Annotated in this window: 17 protein-coding genes; 8 read left to right on the top strand and 9 right to left on the bottom strand. The window is 41.8% G+C overall.

Features of this window, described 5'->3' with window-relative positions:
• Positions 1 to 106 precede the first annotated feature (106 nt).
• The 3 genes from WBM98_RS01840 (at position 107) to WBM98_RS01830 (ending at position 2,880) form a co-directional block, all read left to right on the top strand.
• Positions 107 to 865 carry a sulfite exporter TauE/SafE family protein gene (locus WBM98_RS01840; RefSeq protein WP_424364320.1) on the top strand — a complete coding sequence of 253 codons (759 nt, stop codon included), beginning with the start codon at positions 107 to 109 and terminating at the stop codon, positions 863 to 865.
• A 23-nt stretch (positions 866 to 888) separates the two neighbouring features.
• Complete coding sequence (locus WBM98_RS01835) at positions 889 to 1,524, top strand: NAD(P)H-dependent oxidoreductase (protein ID WP_424364319.1); 636 nt, start codon at positions 889 to 891, stop codon at positions 1,522 to 1,524.
• A 156-nt stretch (positions 1,525 to 1,680) separates the two neighbouring features.
• A complete protein-coding gene (locus WBM98_RS01830; RefSeq protein ID WP_424364318.1) occupies positions 1,681 to 2,880 on the top strand; it encodes a DegT/DnrJ/EryC1/StrS family aminotransferase in 1,200 nt (399 codons plus the stop codon).
• On the opposite strand, the gene ribB is transcribed toward WBM98_RS01830, so the two are convergent.
• The 8 genes from ribB to WBM98_RS01790 all read right to left on the bottom strand — a co-directional run bounded on the left by ribB (position 2,877) and on the right by WBM98_RS01790 (position 12,605).
• Entirely contained in the window at positions 2,877 to 4,016 is a 1,140-nt protein-coding gene (ribB, locus tag WBM98_RS01825) for a 3,4-dihydroxy-2-butanone-4-phosphate synthase (protein WP_424364317.1), read from the bottom strand. The two genes, WBM98_RS01830 and ribB, sit on opposite strands and share 4 nt — an antisense overlap.
• On the bottom strand, positions 4,016 to 5,479 hold the full coding sequence (locus WBM98_RS01820) for an LptF/LptG family permease (RefSeq protein WP_424364316.1): 1,464 nt from the start codon (positions 5,477 to 5,479) through the stop codon (positions 4,016 to 4,018). Before WBM98_RS01820 ends, ribB begins: the two co-directional genes overlap by 1 nt.
• A gap of 221 nt (positions 5,480 to 5,700) precedes the next feature.
• Entirely contained in the window at positions 5,701 to 6,345 is a 645-nt protein-coding gene (locus WBM98_RS01815; protein ID WP_424364315.1) for a LolA family protein, read from the bottom strand.
• 6 nt (positions 6,346 to 6,351) lie between these two features.
• Positions 6,352 to 8,721 carry a DNA translocase FtsK 4TM domain-containing protein gene (locus tag WBM98_RS01810; RefSeq protein WP_424364314.1) on the bottom strand — a complete coding sequence of 790 codons (2,370 nt, stop codon included), beginning with the start codon at positions 8,719 to 8,721 and terminating at the stop codon, positions 6,352 to 6,354.
• A 63-nt stretch (positions 8,722 to 8,784) separates the two neighbouring features.
• Complete coding sequence (locus WBM98_RS01805; protein WP_424364313.1) at positions 8,785 to 9,150, bottom strand: diacylglycerol kinase; 366 nt, start codon at positions 9,148 to 9,150, stop codon at positions 8,785 to 8,787.
• The gene (tpx, locus tag WBM98_RS01800; RefSeq protein ID WP_424364312.1) at positions 9,143 to 9,649 is read right to left on the bottom strand and encodes a thiol peroxidase; all 507 of its coding nucleotides are present in this window, start codon (positions 9,647 to 9,649) and stop codon (positions 9,143 to 9,145) included. The genes WBM98_RS01805 and tpx overlap by 8 nt, the downstream gene beginning before the upstream one ends.
• A gap of 186 nt (positions 9,650 to 9,835) precedes the next feature.
• Positions 9,836 to 11,314 (bottom strand): Na+/H+ antiporter NhaC, encoded by a 1,479-nt coding sequence (nhaC, locus tag WBM98_RS01795; RefSeq protein ID WP_424364311.1) that lies wholly within the window; start codon positions 11,312 to 11,314, stop codon positions 9,836 to 9,838.
• 70 nt (positions 11,315 to 11,384) lie between these two features.
• A complete protein-coding gene (locus tag WBM98_RS01790) occupies positions 11,385 to 12,605 on the bottom strand; it encodes an aminotransferase class I/II-fold pyridoxal phosphate-dependent enzyme (RefSeq protein WP_424364310.1) in 1,221 nt (406 codons plus the stop codon).
• A 155-nt stretch (positions 12,606 to 12,760) separates the two neighbouring features.
• Between WBM98_RS01790 and WBM98_RS01785 the strand changes: the two genes are divergently transcribed.
• The 3 genes from WBM98_RS01785 to mgrA all read left to right on the top strand — a co-directional run bounded on the left by WBM98_RS01785 (position 12,761) and on the right by mgrA (position 15,777).
• A complete protein-coding gene (locus WBM98_RS01785; protein ID WP_424364309.1) occupies positions 12,761 to 13,219 on the top strand; it encodes an Lrp/AsnC family transcriptional regulator in 459 nt (152 codons plus the stop codon).
• A 49-nt stretch (positions 13,220 to 13,268) separates the two neighbouring features.
• Complete coding sequence (gene lpdA, locus WBM98_RS01780) at positions 13,269 to 14,675, top strand: dihydrolipoyl dehydrogenase (protein ID WP_424364308.1); 1,407 nt, start codon at positions 13,269 to 13,271, stop codon at positions 14,673 to 14,675.
• Positions 14,676 to 14,766: 91 nt separating this feature from the next.
• Positions 14,767 to 15,777, top strand: a complete 1,011-nt coding sequence (mgrA, locus tag WBM98_RS01775; protein ID WP_424364307.1) for an L-glyceraldehyde 3-phosphate reductase — start codon at positions 14,767 to 14,769, stop codon at positions 15,775 to 15,777.
• 36 nt (positions 15,778 to 15,813) lie between these two features.
• On the opposite strand, the gene WBM98_RS01770 is transcribed toward mgrA, so the two are convergent.
• Positions 15,814 to 16,998 (bottom strand): heparan-alpha-glucosaminide N-acetyltransferase domain-containing protein, encoded by a 1,185-nt coding sequence (locus WBM98_RS01770; protein WP_424364306.1) that lies wholly within the window; start codon positions 16,996 to 16,998, stop codon positions 15,814 to 15,816.
• Between the two features lie 160 nt (positions 16,999 to 17,158).
• Here WBM98_RS01770 and WBM98_RS01765 point away from each other — a divergent pair, with 160 nt between their 5' ends.
• Together WBM98_RS01765 and WBM98_RS01760 are read left to right on the top strand one after the other, a co-directional pair.
• On the top strand, positions 17,159 to 17,692 hold the full coding sequence (locus tag WBM98_RS01765) for an NADPH-dependent FMN reductase (protein WP_424364305.1): 534 nt from the start codon (positions 17,159 to 17,161) through the stop codon (positions 17,690 to 17,692).
• A gap of 4 nt (positions 17,693 to 17,696) precedes the next feature.
• A complete protein-coding gene (locus tag WBM98_RS01760; RefSeq protein WP_424364304.1) occupies positions 17,697 to 19,001 on the top strand; it encodes an anthranilate synthase component I family protein in 1,305 nt (434 codons plus the stop codon).
• The last annotated feature ends 21 nt before the right edge of the window (positions 19,002 to 19,022 follow it).

The following is a 19,022-nucleotide window of genomic DNA, read 5'->3' as shown; positions in this document are numbered from 1 at the left end:
TAGCGGTTGCAAATATAGAAACCTTTTTCAATTCCAAAAAGGGAATGTTCATTAATATTTTAGGCCAAAGGCGATATTATTCTTTTCAAGAAGTTATTTTTGTCAAATGGAAGAATGGTACCATTTTGTACTCTTGATCGTCGTGGGATTTGCAGTTGGTTTCATCAATACTGTTGCCGGAGGTGGGTCTTTGTTGTCATTGCCGGTGTTGATTTTTTTGGGACTTCCGCCCAATGTGGCTAACGGCACCAATCGGGTCGCCATAGTCATACAAAATGCGATGGCCACTGCAGGTTTCAAAAGCAAGCAGGTTTCAACATTTCCCTTTAACCTTTATTTGGGTATTTCGGCTTTATTCGGGGCGATTATCGGGGCGTATATAGCAGTCGATATCAAAGGGGAAACCTTCAACAAGATATTGGCTATAATCATGATCGTTGTGGTATTGATCATTGTTTTTAAACCTAACATTCGCCTAGATTCGTTTCAAGAGCGTACCTCAGGGAAGTATCTTTGGATAAGCGTTATCGCCTTTTTCTTTTTTGGTATTTATGGGGGATTTATAAATGCAGGTTTGGGATTTATAATACTCCTGTTCTTGAATTATGTGGCCCAAATGTCATTGGTCCGTGCCAACGCTACCAAAGTGGCCGTTGTATTTATCTATTCCCTTTCCGCCTTGGCAGTATTCGTATTGAACGATAAGGTAAATTGGAAAGTAGGATTGATATTGGCTATTGGCAACGGAGTGGGCGCGTGGTTGGCAAGCAGGGTCTCAGTAAAAAAGGGGGATGGATTTATTAAGACGTTCCTAGTAGTAATGGTCGTGATCATGGCGGTTAAACTTTGGTTTTTTGATATATAGGATGCAAAATTAAATTTTTGAAAGTGGAGAAAAGCATAGAACATTTACGATGGCGGTATGCCGTTAAGCAATTTGATCCCGTACGGATATTGCCCAAGGAAAAGATTGGAGGATTGAAGCATGCCTTTAACCTAACAGCAACCTCTTATGGTCTACAACCCATAAAAATGGTCGTGGTTAAAAATAAGGATATTCAGAAAAAATTGGTTCCTTGTTCGTACGGTCAACCTCAGGTAGAAGATGCCTCCCACGTTTTGGTCATTTGTATTGAAAACAAGATTGATACCGCTTTCATTACCCAATATTTTGAACGGGTAAAGCAAGTTCGAGGCACTAGTAAAGCCATCTTAAAACCGTTTGAGGATTCTTTGGTGCAGAGTTTTGGAAAGATGAAAATCGAAGAAATTAAAATATGGGCTACCAATCAAGCGTATTTGGCGCTTGGCAACCTTTTGTCTTATTGTGCCTTGGCGAAAATTGATTCTTGTCCGATGGAAGGTTTTTTGCCTGAGGCGTATGATAAGATCTTGGGATTAGGGAAAATGGGGTTAACTTCGGTACTGGTATTGCCCGTAGGGTATAGGGCCAAAACCGATCCGTTTTCAAAAATGGAAAAAGTGAGAAAGGAAGTTGATGAAAGTATTATTGAAATTTTCTAAATAGGGAATACAGTTCAATGTTTATACATCGAGGTATGCAAATGCTGGGTAAGGGAAACAAGGGTGAGAAGCAGCATCCCTTGAACACTATCTAAGAAACCGGTACATAAATCAGACCTTTGACAACCCATAACGAACAACGATAAAATATAAAGAATGCCTGGATTTGAACTTTTTGGAGCACTGGAAAAAAAGGAAATTAACGATGTCATGGAATCTGGGGTTTTGATGCGCTATGGTTTTGATGGCCTGCGAAACGGCCATTGGAAAGCAAAAGAACTCGAAACGGCCCTCAGGCATCGTATGCAAAGTAAGCATGCCCAAGTGGTCAGCAGCGGAACGGCAGCCTTAACGGTGGCCTTGGCAAGTGCCGGTATCGGTGCAGGGGATGAAGTTATTCTACCCACTTTTACGTTTGTAGCCAGTTTTGAGGCCGTTTTGGCATTAGGGGCCATTCCCATCTTGGTCGATATTGACGATACCCTGACCTTAGACCCCATTGCCGTAGCGCAAGCAATTTCGAATAAAACCAAAGCGATAATGCCAGTACATATGTGCGGGTCGATGGCTGACTTAGACCCCCTACAGCAGCTTTGCAATACACACGGACTTGTATTGGTGGAAGATGCCTGCCAGGCCATTGGTGGTAGTTATAAGGGAAAACCTTTAGGAAGCTATGGCGATTTGGGTTGTTTTTCGTTCGATTACGTAAAGACCATTACCTGTGGCGAAGGAGGAGGCATTATCACGAATAATGAACGATATTATACGAATGCGGACCATTATTCCGATCATGGCCATGATCATAAGGGCAAGGATAGGGGAGCGGAGACCCACCCTTTCTTAGGCTATAATCACCGCATCTCTGAACTGAATGCAGCAGTTGGACTTGCCCAGATAAGAAGGTTGGATGAATTCCTTGCCATTCAAGAAAAAAATTATGCTATTTTGAGAAAGGCCTTGGAACCCATTCAAGGGATTCGTTTTAGAAAGGTACCCGAAGGGGGGGTAGAGAATTATTCTTTTCTTAGCTTTTTTCTCCCAAATGCGGAAAAGGCCAAGACCGTACAAAAATCACTGACGGAAGCGGAAGTGGATGGTTGCTTTTATTGGTATGATAACAATTGGCACTATTATCGTAAATGGGAGCACTTGACCCAAATGAAATCTTTGGGCAATGTATCGCAAGAGGTAAAAAATCAATTACCGGACTATACGCAGGCCGATTTTTCCAAATCAGATCATTGGATCGGACGTACTATTTCTTGTTTGATAAAATTAAGTTGGTCGGAAGCTGAAGTGAATGAACGTGCATCAAAAATGGCGACAGTCATTAGTAAGGGTATAACGTCCTAATAGTTCACGTAATCCACAATTTCTAGGCCGTAACCCACAATGCCAACCCGTTTTGTTTGCATCGAATTGGTTAAAAGTTTGATTTTTGAAATATTCAGATTATGAAGAATTTGCGCCCCAATGCCAAAATCGCGATTATCCATTTCAATTTTAGGGGCATTGAAAACACCCTCTGATTGTAATGTTTTAAGCTCTTTCAATCGCTTTAAGAGATTTAGTGACTGGGATTCTTGGTTGATAAAAACATAGGCGCCTTTTTCCTCCTTATTGATCGTATTGAATATTTCCTGTAACCTTTGGTCCGGATTATTTGTTAAGGTACCAAGGATATCATTGTTTACCATGGAAGCAGTGATTCGCGTCAAGATTGGCTCATCCACATCCCAATTTCCCTTGGTTAAGGCAATATGTACTTGTTTATTGGTGGTCTGTTGAAAGGCACGTAACCTGAATTTTCCAAAACGGGTAGTAATATCAAAATCCTCCTTTTTTTCAATTAGACTATCATGATCCATTCGGTAGGCCACTAAATCCTCGATGGATATGATCTTGAGATTAAATTTATTGGCGACTTCGATCAATTGTGGCAATCTGGCCATACTACCATCCTCATTCAATATTTCAACAAGAATACCTGCAGGATTAAGGCCGGCAAGCCTTGCGATATCTATGGCCGCTTCGGTATGTCCAGTTCTACGAAGTACCCCCCCATTTTTTGCCCTTAACGGAAAAATATGTCCTGGCCGCCCCAAATCATGGGGTTTGGTGTTTTTATCGACAAGTGAAAGGATGGTTTTGGAACGATCATGGACTGAAATTCCTGTCGTACAACCCTGCCCTATTAAATCTACCGATACCGTGAACTGGGTTTGATGGAGCACCGTATTGTTCTGTACCATCATATCGAGTTTCAATTCCTTACATCGGTCTTCGGTCAATGGGGCACAGATCAAGCCCCGGCCATGTTGGGCCATAAAATTGATCATGCCCGAGGTTACTTTATCGGCAGCCGCAATGAAATCGCCTTCATTTTCGCGATTTTCATCATCAACCACAATGATTACCTCGCCCTTGCGAATGGCTTCAATCGCTTCTTCGATGGTATTTAATTGTATCTTTTTTTCCATGCTAATCATTACATCGTAATTGAATCTTTATCTTTCTTTTTGAATATTTTTTGAAAAAATTCAACGAATCCATCCAAATTCATCAGCCCACGATCCGCAGTTGCCCTTTTTGTGAGAACAATGCTCAAAGGTAACATTATCATCGTGGATAACCATGCCCCGATGATCGGGTTGATCACATTCTTTTTTGCATAGTTCTCGGCAAACACCCCAATAAAGTAATACGTAAGGAACAAAATGATGGCAATGACCATCGGTAGACCAATACCGCCTTTACGAATTATGGCCCCTAAAGGAGCGCCTACAAAAAACAGGATAATACAGGAGAGCGCCAAGGCGAACTTTTTGTGTAAAGATAAAATGTGTCTGTTGAAGATTTCGTATCGTTTGTTGAGTTCGTTCTTTTTACCTTGTATAGACGTCAATAAATTGGTCGCGTTGGTCTTGGCAGAGGCCACTATCTGTATTTTTTGCCAATCTTGATAAAGATCGACGATATCTTGGGTGGTTTTGATACTATCGGGCCTTATACTATCATGTTTTATGCTGTCCGTGCGTATACTGGTAGCTGCTCCATATTTTTCCTGCATATTTTCATTTTGAACGATCTTTGTCGAATCTTCCACCGGTAATTCTATAAAGGCTCCGACCCGAGTTTGAATGTTCTTTGAAAAGGCCCCCACTATTCTTAGGTTGTCGTTTTTCAAGGAATCTATATCCTTGGCCAGACGGGCTACATTTTTCATTTTTTCGGTTTCGGTGTCCCGTTCCTCATCCATATCCACATTGTTGAATTCGGAAAGGTCTATATTCATCGTATAGGTCTCAAAATGCGCATTTGCAAAAGGATAATTGTTCTTGCTCTGCGTGGTACTCTCATCCAAATCGCGATAATAATTGCCATCATATAGGACCAATTGCAATATATCGGAGGATTCGCTGCTTTTCAACTCCCCGCTTTTCGCCTTGATCACGGTAGAATTCACTTTGGACTTTGACTTTAAATGAATGGTGACATTTTCAAGAAAACGATCGTTTTCACCATACTTTTTATCGACCTTGATATTCATATCGGCACCTTCGAAATCACTGAAGACCCCTTCAACTATCGCAACAGCAGGTTTAACTTTGGCAATGTTTCGTCTCAGGTTGTAAATTTTCTGTTCCGAAGCTGGTATGACACTGTTGGCAAAATAAAAGGTTACACCTCCCAAAAAGGTGATAAAGACAATAAGGCTCAACATAGCCCTTTGTAATGAAATACCGGAAGCCTTCATGGCCGCGAATTCATAATTTTCGGCAAGGGTGCCAAAGGTCAATATCGAGGAAAGTAATACTGTGAGAGGAAGTACCTTTTCGGTTAAATTGGGCATCAGGTAAAAAAGAAATTTACCTATGATGATGATATCAAGTCCCTTGCCCGCCAAATCATCTATAAAAAGCCAAATCGTTTGAAATATGAAGATGAACATCAATATAACAAACGAGCTAAAAAAGTTGAAAAGGAATCTCGATAAAATATACTGATCTAGTATTCTCAAGGTTGTTGCATTAATTTAATAAAAAAACCTTTCATTGGTCCGCATCTGTTCCGTACCGCACTCTGGTAAATAGGAAGGGATATGTGCTATTTTTTTTACGTGCAATTTCCCTAAGATCCGCTTGGGCAGAGCGTACCTTCATGACCCCAAACTCAATTATTGATGATGTAGTACCCCTCGTCCTTGTATTTGCCCTCATCAAATGTAAATAAGGTTTTTGATAAAGGTTGGTTCGTTTTAAAAGAATTAACAGTAATGGTGGTCAACGTACCGTTTTTTCCAGTTTCGATCACCTTGTAGATGTGTTTGGTTTCGGCATCTATCCCCAATAAAATCGACTTGTATTCGGTATTGGTATCAATGGGGGTCAATTTTATGAACTGAATTTTTCTTCCCTCTACGTTTTGCAGGATGTCCCATGCATATCGATGCCCCTCTTTATAAAACGTCATCATTTTAGAAGGGGTAATGGTATTCTCGTCATCTGACTTATTCTCAATGGTCACTTCCTCATTTTCAGGAACGATTGTATAGACCTTACTGCCATCAAAAAGTTGGTGGGCCCCAAAGAAATTGGCGAGGTATTTATCCCCTTGCATGGTCACGTCACCCCTCGTTTCATCATTGATCCCTGCTTCCTTGTTGTTCAATACCCATTTGAAGTCCACAAATATATTGTCATACCCTTGAACCTTATTGTAAACGTCATCTAAAAGTGCTTTTGCCTTTTCAGAATTTTGGGCATTGGCCATCTGTAATGTAATACATGCGATTGCTACAAAAACTATCTTTTTCATTAAAATTTAATTTGACTCGTTATTCAATAATTGATCTAATGCCATCATATCGGAAACCAATACTTGTCTGGCTTTGCTGCCCTCGAAAGGACCTACGATACCTGCGGCTTCCAATTGATCGATGATACGACCCGCACGATTATAGCCCAGTTTTAATTTTCGTTGCAATAAGGAGGCCGATCCCTGCTGTGCAATTACGATGACTTCGGCCGCTTCCCTGAACATATTATCCCTTTCGCTTATCTCATAATCAATACTTGTGCCAGAATCCTCACCTTGGTATTCAGGAAGCTCATGGGCCTGTGGGTATGCTCGTTGAGCGCCAATGTAAGCTGTGATTTTTTCTACCTCTGGGGTATCGACGAAGGCACATTGTATACGGGTCACTTCATTACCTTGGGTAAACAACATATCGCCCCGTCCTATCAACTGATCGGCCCCTTGGGTATCTAAAATCGTTCTAGAATCTATTTTTGAGGTGACCCTAAAGGCAATACGCGCCGGGAAATTTGCCTTGATGATACCCGTGATCACATTGACCGAAGGTCTTTGGGTCGCAATGATCAAATGTATGCCAATGGCCCGTGCCAATTGTGCCAATCGCGCAATCGGGGTCTCTACTTCCTTGCCTGCGGTCATGATCAAGTCAGCAAACTCATCGATTACTAAAACGATATAAGGCAAGAATTTATGTCCATCATGAGGATTCAATTTACGGGACTTGAACTTGACATTGTATTCCTTGATGTTTCGCACCATGGCCAGTTTCAAAAGCTCATATCGATTGTCCATTTCAATACAAAGGGAATTCAAGGTATTGATGACCTTAGTATTGTCCGTTATTATGGCTTCCTCTGAATCGGGAAGTTTGGCCAAATAGTGCCTTTCGATCTTATTGTACAGGGTAAGCTCTACTTTTTTGGGATCCACCAGAATGAATTTAACCTCGGCAGGATGCTTTTTATAGAGTAAGGACGTAATAACCGCATTCAATCCGACCGATTTCCCCTGACCTGTTGCACCTGCCATAAGCAAGTGGGGCATTTTCGCCAAATCGACCACAAAGGTTTCATTACTGATGGTCTTTCCAAAGGCGATGGGCAATTGCATCTCCGCTTTTTGGAATTTGCTTGATGCAATGACGGAACGCATGGAAACCACGGTAGGTTTCTTGTTGGGAACCTCGATACCTATGGTGCCTTTGCCGGGGATGGGCGCAATGATTCGAATGCCCAAGGCCGCTAGCGACAGGGCGATATCGTCTTCAAGGTTTTTGATTTTGGAAATACGGACACCGGCATCTGGGACAATCTCGTATAGGGTAACCGTGGGTCCAATGGTCGCCTTTATTTGCGCGATACCTATTTTATAATTCTTGAGGGTATCAACAATCCTGTTCTTGTTTTCTTCGAGCTCCTCCTGATTAATGGTAATTCCTCCTGAGGCTCCATGTTGATCTAAAAGATCAATGGTCGGGAATTTGTAATTCCCCAATTCCAAAGTAGGATCGAACTCCCCAAAATCATCGACTAATTTATCGGCGAAATTGGTTGCCTCCTCTTTTTCTTCAACGATTTTCTCGACCTCCATGGCCAATACATCTTCTTCAATAGACTCTTCCGAAGGCATATTGACCTCAAAATCATCTGTTTTGATCTCTTTTTCCAAGGGGGGAATATCCTTTTTATGGGTGTAGGTATCAATGATGACCGGCGCCTCATCTTCCTTTTCAAATTCAAAGGTTGAACCAACATCGGCGCCAGTACCTTTGAACTCTGAAGCCAGGGATTCCTTTTTCGCCATGAAATAATTCATGAAATCTTCTGGCGTAAAATGAAACAATCTGACCAAAATAAAGATCAACCCAAAAACCAAAAGCAATAAAACGCCGATCTTACCCGCATAGTCCTGTAAAAAATCGTTCATTTCATAACCGATGAGACCGCCTAACAAAGGCTTGTCAATGGCAAAAAAGCCTAGCGTGATCGATATCCAGATCACAAAGACCAAGCCCCAAATCCATTTCTTGAGGATTCCCTGCTTTTCTAGATTGAGAAACATATATAATCCCGTATAGGCCAACAGAAAAGGAAATATCAAAGATGCCAGTCCGAAACCCTTATACATTATGAAGTGACTGATACTCGCCCCAAATTTATTCAGTAGATTTTTAGCTTGTTCGTTGCGGTTGGCGAATTCCGTCAGGAGACTTTGATCATCTTGCCATGTAAAATAAAAGGAAACAAATGAGAAGAACAAAGCAATGCTGAAAAGCATTAAAAGGCTTCCCAGTATTATTTTATTTTGTTTTGATAATTTTAAAGAAAAGCCCTTCTTTGGGGTCTTGGGCTTTACTTTCCTACCTTTTTTTGCCATTAATGGATAAATTCTTGGGGCAAAAATACAAATTTACAGTCTAAGCCAAAGCCAGTAATGTTTTTAAAAGATTTTCGGAAGATAGATGATCAACCCTACAATACTTGCCGCAAGGGATACCAGCATTACAGCGCCGGCAGAAATATCCTTGATAAAACCGATCTTATCATCGAAATCGGGATGCACGAAATCACATAGCTTTTCCAAAGCCGTATTCAACCCTTCGATACCCAGAACTAGGCCAATCGCCAAAATCTGAAATACCCATTCGGTAGGGGATATTTCAAAATAGAATCCGAAGCCGGTGACCACAATTGCGATAACTACCTGAATCTTTATACTCGCCTCGGACTTTATCAAAAGCAGTGCCCCTTTCAGGGCAAACCCCACACCACGGATTCTATTTTGAAAGAAGCTTTCCTTAGGCATCCATCAACGCTTCCAAAGCAGCTTTATAATTTGGTTCGTCTACGGTTTCTGCAACTTGTTCTGTATAAACCACCTTTCCCTTTTCATCGACAACCACGACTGATCTAGAGAGCAATCCTTGCAAGGGACCATCGGTAAATTCAACTTGGTAGGCCTTTCCAAATCCGCCATCCTTATAATCCGAAAGCATAACCACGTTTTCAATGCCTTCGGCACCACAAAAACGGGTTTGTGCAAAAGGAAGATCTTTCGAGATACAGAGTACGATGGTGTTCTCCAACTCGGCTGCTTCTTGATTGAATTGTCGCACGGAGGCCGCACAGGTTCCGGTATCGATACTTGGGAAAATATTGAGCACCAATTTTCGGCCCTCATATTCTGATAATGAACGTGTTGACAAGTCGGTCATGGTCAACTTAAAGTCAGGGGTGGGGCTTCCAACGGAAGGTAAATTGCCAAGGGTATGTATTTTGTTTCCTTTTAGTGTTACAGTAGCCATAATGTTCTATTTTAAATGAATTGTGAAATTAAAAAATATATACTTCATTCGGAATGATTATCGACTAAAAAAGTCCATTAATATGCGCCAAGGGCACTGATGGCATTCCAATAAATTCCCTAGAATCTATGTAATCAACACCTTGTTGTACGAATCCTTTCAGAATTTCTTGTGTTGAAGTTCAGCTCAATGATTCCTAAGTTGCTTGATCTTGATCTGAAAAGCCGCAAAAATCAAGGTCATGATCGGACTGAGCCAATTAAAGATGGCATAGGTGAAGTATTCACCGACCCCTACACCCAAAACACCGCTATGATAGGCCCCACAAGTGTTCCAAGGAATCAAAACTGAAGTGACCGTGCCCGAATCCTCTAGGGTACGACTTAGGTTTTCAGGGGCAAGGCCTCTATCGGCATACGCTTTGGAAAACATTTTTCCCGGGACCACAATGGCCAGGTATTGGTCTGAGGCGGTAACATTCAAGGCAAGACAACTACCGACGGTACTTGCGAACAACCCAAAAGTAGTTTTCGCCATATTTAAAAGCGACTTCGTAATGCGGGAAAGCGCTCCGATACCGTCCATAACACCTCCAAAGAACATAGCGCATAGAATAAGCCATATCGTACTCAGCATGCCTTCCATGCCCTTGCCCGTAAAAAGATCGTTCAGTGCGGCATTGTCAGTGGCTACGCTTGTTTTAACGGTAATGGCCGTTAATATCCCTTTATAACCAGATTCAAAGGTGAGTTCTTCGGAGCCCGTGATTCCGGCAACGATATCGGGTTGAAAGATCAAGGCAAAAACCGCACCCAATAAAGTGCCAATCAACAATGCTGCCAGGGGAGGGGTCTTTTTGATAATCAGGAGGATCACGATCATAGGAACAATGAAAAGCCAACCGTTGATATTGAACGTGGCATCTATATCAGTTAATATGGATGCGGTATCTGCAGAGCCTGTGGTATCCAAAACGAAGCCAAGTATAATAAAAACCATAATCGTTGTAATTATGGTAGGCACCGTAGTCATGGACATATATTTTATATGGTCGAATAGGTCTCCACCGGCCATGGCTGGTGCCAAATTGGTGGTATCGCTCAATGGAGACATTTTATCACCGAAATAAGCCCCTGAAAGTATAGCACCGGCAGTCATGCCCATTGATACCCCCAAGGCCTCACCGATTCCGATCAGGGCAATTCCTACGGTGGCAGAGGTGGTCCAACTACTACCTGTGGCTATCGATATGATGGAGCAGATGACAACGCAGGCTGCCAAGAAAATTGTTGGATTCAAGATTTGCAGGCCATAATAGATCATGGCAGGGATGATACCACTTACCAACCAAGTACCGGCCAAGGCACCGACCATTAAAAGAATAAGTAAGGCGCCTGTTGTCGATTTAATATTTTCGGCCACTTCGGCCAACATGCTTTTGTAGGTAACCTTATTGAAAAAACCAACGATAGCGGCAACCGCACCCCCGAGTAGAAGAATAAACTGATTGGACCCACCAACGGCTTCATCGCCAAAGACATGCACATTATAGGCTAACATGCCGACCAAGGCAATTACGGGAATTAACGCTTCCCAGATGTTCAGCTCTTTATTAGCTACTATATGTTCATCCTGTCTGTATTCATTGGGTTCGTTTTCCGACATTGGCTAAATTTTGGTTTGTCGTAATATTACGATTTTGCCAACTGTTCTGCAAACCCTATTGAAAAGTGCTCTAGACCACTGTGGTTTTATATGGAAGAATATGGAGTTCTTCCATACAGGCACGCATCATATCATAGGTTCTGTGAATATCATTGTCCAAACCAACCGAAAATCGCACCAAACCATTCGACAATCCCATTTCTTTTTGCTCTTCCAATGAAATTTCAGAAGATGTTGATGTTCCGGGAGCGCTGAAAAGGGTTTTGTAAAAGCCAAGGCTTACGGCTAAATACCCTAATTTTTTCTTTTGCATGAGCTCCATGAGCTCATTCGCCTTTTCCAGTGACCCTACGTCTATGGTCATTAGTCCTCCATAGCCAAACTCATGGTTCATAAAACTTTTGAGTTTCTCATGACCTACATGTGACTTGAGACCGGGGTACACGACCCTTAATCCGTCTTTTTGAAATTTTTCGGCCAAATAATGTGCATTTTCGCTATGCTTCTTCATGCGAATATGAAGTGTTCGCATATTCTTTAGGATTGAGGCTGCCCTCAGACTATCCAATGTGCTTCCCAAAAGCATTCCCGCCCCATCGTGTACATCTTTCAGGGCAAGACAGAATGCCTTGCTTCCACAAACTACGCCAGCAACGCAATCACTGGTGCCATTGATGAATTTTGTTAGACTATGTATAACGATTTCTGCCCCGAGTTTTGCCGGTGCAACGGTAAGCGGTGAAAAGGTGTTGTCAACGACCAATGGAATTCCATATTTTTTCGCCAATACCGACAAGGTTTTGATGTCGGCAATCTCAAGTAGGGGGTTGCTGACCGATTCACAATAGATCATTTTGGTCTTTGGGGTAATGGCTTTTTCAACAGCTGTAATGCTGGTTATATCGACAAAGGAGGTCTGAATATTGAATTTTCGTAGGAAATTCTTCAAAAAGGCATACGTTCCACCGTAAATCGTTCTGCTGCTCACGATATGGTCACCGGCATTGCAGAGCTGCATAATAACCGCTGTAATGGCACCCATGCCACTGGCAGTTACATTGGCTGATTCGGTCCCCTCCAAGGCCGCCAAGGCTTCCCCCAGATATAAATTGGAAGGTGAGGAATGCCGGGTGTACAAATAACAACCTTCCGTATTGCCTTCAAAAGTGTCGAACATGGTTTTTGCGGACAAAAAAGTATAGGTCGATGAATCTGAGATCGATGGATTGACACCACCATATTCCCCAAAGTATTGTAGGTCCTGTAAATTATCGGATGCTTTCTTTTCCATAAGGATTGGCTTTTATACCTTAAAAATAAACCATTATTATTTTATATTCAACTTAAATAGAAATACTTAGAATATACATCTAGTATTTATGATAATTTTAGATTTATAAATTATATATTGTGCTTGTATTGCATTTTTAAAGAAAATCATTCCGAATGAAATTAGATGAAATCGATAGGAAGCTTCTTGGTCTATTGCAGGAGGATAGCAAAAAGACCACAAAGGAGTATGCGCTTCATCTCAACCTTTCCATTACAGCTGCTTATGAGCGCATCAAGCGATTGGAGAAAACCGGAGTCATTGCAAAATACGTTGCCCTGGTCGATAAGAAAAAGGTAGACAGGGCCTTCGTGGTGCTATGTCATGTTAAGCTAGTGCAGCATACCAAGGCCTATGTACTCCAATTTGAAAAAGAAGTACAAGCCTTGTACGAGGTGGTGGAATGTTATCATACCAGTGGGGATTATGATTATATTCTAAAGATTTATGTACGTGACATGGAAGCCTATCGGGATTTTATGGTGACAAAGCTTACGGCTTTGAACCATATAGGGAGTACCCAGAGTTCCTTTGTCATCAATGAAGTAAAGCATACGACGCGAATACCGCTTTAAAATCGGAAAATAGTGCTAATTTTGTTCGACACTAAAATCTATAAACAGTATGACTGAATATGATGTGGCCATTATCGGCTCTGGTCCAGGGGGGTATGTAGCTGCCATACGTTGCGCCCAACTTGGTATGAAAACAGCGATTATTGAAAAATACAGCACGTTGGGCGGGACTTGCCTTAATGTGGGTTGTATTCCCTCAAAAGCTATGTTGGATTCTTCACACCATTATGAGGATGCCGTAAAACATTTCGAGGAGCATGGTATTGAAATTCCCGGGGAAATCAAAGTGAACCTAGAGAAAATGATCTCAAGGAAACAAGGTGTTGTCGATATGACCACCAAGGGAATACAGTTTTTGATGGATAAAAATAAGATCGATGTGTACGAAGGGATTGGTAGTTTTAAGGATGCCACACACATCGACATAGCCAAAAACGATGGGAGTACGGAAACCATTATGGCGAAAAATACCATAATCGCCACAGGTTCCAAACCTTCTTCCTTGCCTTTCATTACATTGGACAAGGAACGTGTTATTACCTCAACGGAAGCATTGGAACTCAAAGAGATTCCAAAACATATGATCGTTATCGGTGGTGGGGTCATCGGTTTGGAGTTGGGTCAGGTCTATAAACGTCTAGGTGCAGAGGTTTCCATCGTTGAATATATGGATTGCATAATCCCGACCATGGATGCGGGCTTGTCAAAGGAACTGATGAAGTCGATGAAAAAACAAAAGGTAAAATTCTATCTTTCCCATAAAGTGAAGTCTGTTGAGCGAAAGGGTGATGAGGTCATTGTAAAAGCAGATGACAAAAAGGGAGAGGAAATGGTATTCAAAGGCGATTATTGTTTAGTCTCTGTTGGGCGCCGACCGTATACCGACGGGTTGAAAGCGGACGCTGCGGGTGTTCAATTGGATGATAGGGGAAGAATAAAGGTTAATGAGCACTTACAGACCAATATTTCCAATATTTATGCCATTGGTGATGTGATCCGGGGCGCCATGTTGGCCCATAAGGCCGAGGAAGAAGGTACGATGGTCGCAGAATTGCTGGCGGGTCAAAAACCACATATCGATTATAATCTAATACCAGGTGTTGTTTATACGTGGCCTGAAGTAGCCGCTGTAGGCAAGACAGAAGAAGAATTAAAGGAAGCCGGTATATCATACAAGGTAGGTCAATTTCCCATGCGAGCCTTGGGACGTTCCCGGGCCAGTATGGATGTTGACGGATTCGTAAAAATACTTGCCGACGCAACGACGGATGAGGTACTCGGTGTTCACATGATCGGTGCACGTTGTGCCGATTTGATCAGTGAGGCGGTAACAGCGATGGAATTCAGGGCGTCCGCAGAGGACATTGCAAGAATGAGCCATGCACATCCGACCTATTCAGAGGCTGTTAAAGAAGCAGCCTTAGCGGCAACAGCCGATAGGGCATTGCATATCTAAAAGGGTTGCGACCAATACGATTGGCAAACATTTTGCCTTGTGTAAAGGTCATTCCATTGGATTTCAAATTATTAGCGTATAAACATGGGTTATGGAGATAAACGATAAATCAGGGGTAAAGGAATACCATGCCGCAGCAGAGCGGTATGAAACCATGAAATATAATCGATGCGGAAAAAGCGGTGTGCTGTTGCCTGCATTGTCCCTCGGCTTATGGCATAATTTCGGATTCGTTGACAATTTGCAAAACGCAAGGGAAATATTGCGATGTGCCTTTGATTTAGGCATTACCCATTTTGATCTGGCGAATAATTATGGGCCACCTTATGGTTCCGCGGAAGAAAATTTTGGGCAGCTTTATAAAAAAGATTTTAAACCCTATCGCGATGAACTGTTCATCGCATCAAAAGCGGGTTATGACATGTGGCCGGGGCCTTATGGGAATTTAGGTTCGAGGAAGTATTTGATTTCCAGTTTGGACCAAAGCTTAAAAAGGATGGGGTTGGACTATGTGGATATTTTTTACCACCATAGACCAGATCCAGATACTCCTTTGGAGGAGACCATGATTGCCTTATCGGATATTGTTCGTCAAGGGAAGGCCTTGTATGTGGGTATTTCAAACTATCAACCTGAAGAGACGGCCGAAGCAAGTCGTTTGTTGAAGGAAATGAAGGTTCCTTTTATACTGCATCAAGCGCGTTATTCCATTTTTGATCGTTGGGTCGAAGATGGCCTATTGGATACTTTGGGGAACGAGGGAGTAGGATGTATTACCTTTTCACCTTTGGCCCAAGGCATGCTCACAAACAAATATGTAGATGGTATTCCTTCGAATTCAAGGGCAGCCAAGGATTTTACCTATTTGGACGTCTCGGAAGTTGAACGCAACTTGGTTAAAATCAAAAATCTAGCTGAAATCGCAAATCAAAGGGGACAGAAATTATCACAAATGGCGATTGCTTGGTTATTGAATCAACGGCATGTGACTTCGGTGCTTATCGGAGCAAGTTCCACGAACCAACTTAAGGAAAATATAGGCGCATTGGAACAATTGCAATTCACGGACGAAGAGCTAAAGTTGATAGATGCCAATTCTTGATCTAAAATAAGGATCAATACCAAGATAGCGAGCGGTTTAGTTTTTCAGTAAGCCAAACGACCTAAGTAATTTCGCCACATTGACCTTGATTAATCTCTGGGTAAAAGCAATCCAGGGTATTATATTCTGATACACATGGGTAACTCCCAATGCAATGTTAGATTTGATCCACGCTTTATTCCTTTCATACTGCAAGGCGGTAAAGGCACATACGATCATAAAGAGCAATGCTCCGAAAATGGCCACCATGGGACTCAATTCATGGTGAAAGTACCGATACAGTCCCAACCCTGTGAAACTTCCATAAAGAATAATAAAATGTATAACGTAGATGGATAAGGTGCTTTGACCAATTTTCAAGAGGGTCGGATGTTGCATTATTTTTCTAAAAATCATAAATATGGCAAACACCATGAAAACATCCCCCAATCTAATAAAAAGGTAGTTGTTCAGGGCGATGGCCCCAAAAAGGGTAACCCCGGTTATGTCTGCGAGTTCCAAGAAAAGATCTGACGATAAGAAAATCAATAGCAGACCTGCTAAAATGGTCAATACAATCGCATATTCATATAAATGTTTATGATTCTTGTACCGTGTAAACATTACGGACATAAAGGCACCAAAGGTGGTGTAGCCAAACCAAGGTATGATGGTGAATACCGATCCATGGGCCTTGGTAAGGAAATTAGCAATTCCTTGCGGTAAGAACCCGAATGACCAATTGGCATATACCGGTTCAAACAGGAAAAGTATACCAGTTGCTCCCAATAATAGGGCAGGTAAAAAAGCTTTATTTTTACTTTGCGACCAAAGGTAAATCCCAACAATTCCCAATAGGGACAGGCCTATACAATGGAGAACATCCACTAAATAAAAGGTGTCATAGATTCGCCCCTCGAAGATTCCTAAAAGATTGGTTCGAAGCAAATAACCGATGAATATAAGTTGCAAACCCCGTTTTATTCCTTTTGTCACCCTTGGGTTTTGGAATCCCTTTTGTGGAACGCGAATAAGTAAGTAGGTGAAGATAAAACCTGAAACGGTGAAGAACACCGGGGCGGTAATACCCCTGAAGTATTTCCAAATATTATAGGTTAGGTCGGTATTATCCCGAAATGCCGTGTCTAAAAGGCCATCAATAAAATGTCCTTGTAACATCATAAGAATCGCCCATGCCCTCATGGCATCTATAAAATACAATCTTGTGGTTTTCTTCTCCAAGGTTAAAAAACTATATTGTTACGTCTTAAATTACATTTACAATCACCCCTATATACTTGTAATACATGGTGTTTGGATGTTTTAGGGTGCAAAATTAGACAAAATACTCGCATGACGATGTATTTTGGGGTATTTTCGTCGAACGCAAATAAATTTTAGTATGGCATCAATAGTGGCTTTCGCAGGAAGCAATTCATCTTCATCGATTAATTTCAGTTTGGTAAAACATACGGTTTCATTGATCCAAGGGCAAGATATTGAATTGATGAATATGGCAAGCACAACTTTTCCCATGTATGGCGAGGACCGGGAAGAACAATTGGGATTCCCCGAAGCCTTGGTAAAACTCCAAAAGAAAATTGAAAATGCAGATGCCTTGATTCTTTCTGTGAATGAACATAACGGCGGTCCTTCAGCCTATTTTAAGAATTTACTCGATTGGTTATCGCGCTCAAATAAAAAATATCTGGAAAACACCAAGGTATTTTTAATGTCAACCTCCCCGGGGCAAAGAGGTGCTATGAGTGCGCATGAATACGTGAAGAATACATTGCCAAGGTTTAAGGGCGAAGTAATCGCCAGCTTTATCTTGCCATCGTTTCATACGAATTTTAAAGAGGGCGAGGGTATTATTGAACCACAATTGAAGGAAGCCCATTCTAACGCCCTGAACAGCTTTATCTCCGAATTATAATATTTTGCGTACTACGGCATCATTCAAAATTTCCAATGAATTTACTTTTCGGGAGTATTTGCTCCAATGGTCCCAGCAATTTTATGAAACGGTTTGGTTGGAAAGCAACGCACATCAAGATTGTTATAGTTCGTTCAATGCCATTTTAGGCGTCGATGCGCTTACGCTGCTTCAAACTGATGCTGAAGGAGCCTTTGAAGACTTGATGACCTATCAAAGGGAGACCAAGGATTGGATTTTTGGATACCTAAGCTATGATCTTAAGAATGACATAGAAAATCTAAACTCCGACAATCATGATGGATTGGAGTTTCCAGAACTATTGTTTTTTCAGCCCAAGAAGATCATCAAAATGACAGGGAAAGTGGTTGAGTTCAATTACCTGAATATGATCGCCGATGACATCGGGAAAGATTTTGAAGCAATAAGCAAAGGAACTACCGCGTACCAAGAGGTCACCGCCACGGAGGATATCCGTATAAAAATGCGCATTTTCAAGGATGAGTATTTCCGTGCTGCGGATGAAATGCTCCAACACATCCATCGAGGGGATATTTATGAAGCCAATTTTTGCCAAGAGTTTTATGCCGAGGAAACCTCTATTGATCCCTTACGGACCTATGAACGCCTGAATTCTATTTCAAAACCCCCATTTGCAACCTTTATAAAATACAATGACAAGTTCGTAATGTCCGCTTCCCCTGAGCGTTATCTGCGAAAGCAGGGGAACAAGATTATCTCACAACCGATAAAGGGAACAGCCAGACGGTCCCCCAATGCCATTGAAGATGCTGCATTGAGAAATCGTTTGCAAGAAGATCCCAAAGAACGGGCCGAGAATATCATGATTGTGGATCTCGTTCGAAACGATCTCTCAAAGAGCGCTTTAAAAGGTTCCGTAATCGTTGAGGAACTCTGTAGGATCGATTCTTATGAGCAGGTGCATCAAATGGTGTCGACCGTAACGGGTCAGGTTTCAAAGGATAAACATCCCGTAGAAATAATAAAAGAAAGCTTTCCTATGGGAAGTATGACAGGTGCGCCCAAAATCTCGGCCATGAAATTGATCGAAGAATTGGAAGCGTTTAAAAGAGGCCTCTATAGTGGGGCCATTGGGTATTTTACCCCCGATGACAACTTTGATTTTAATGTGGTTATCCGTAGTATTTTATATAATGCCACCAAGAAATATGTTTCCTATGCCGTTGGTAGTGCTTTAACGGCAAAGGCCTCACCAGAACTGGAATATGAGGAATGTTTGCTAAAGGCAAAGGCCATGCGTGAGGTTTTGGAAAATTCGAATATGTAGAATTGGATTGATTTTTAAATA

The sequence above is a fragment of the Maribacter sp. genome (assembly GCF_049667165.1).
GTDB lineage: Bacteria > Bacteroidota > Bacteroidia > Flavobacteriales > Flavobacteriaceae > Maribacter_A.
The sequence above is the reverse complement of the archived record's forward strand: the minus strand, read 5'-3'. Positions and strand labels throughout refer to the sequence as shown.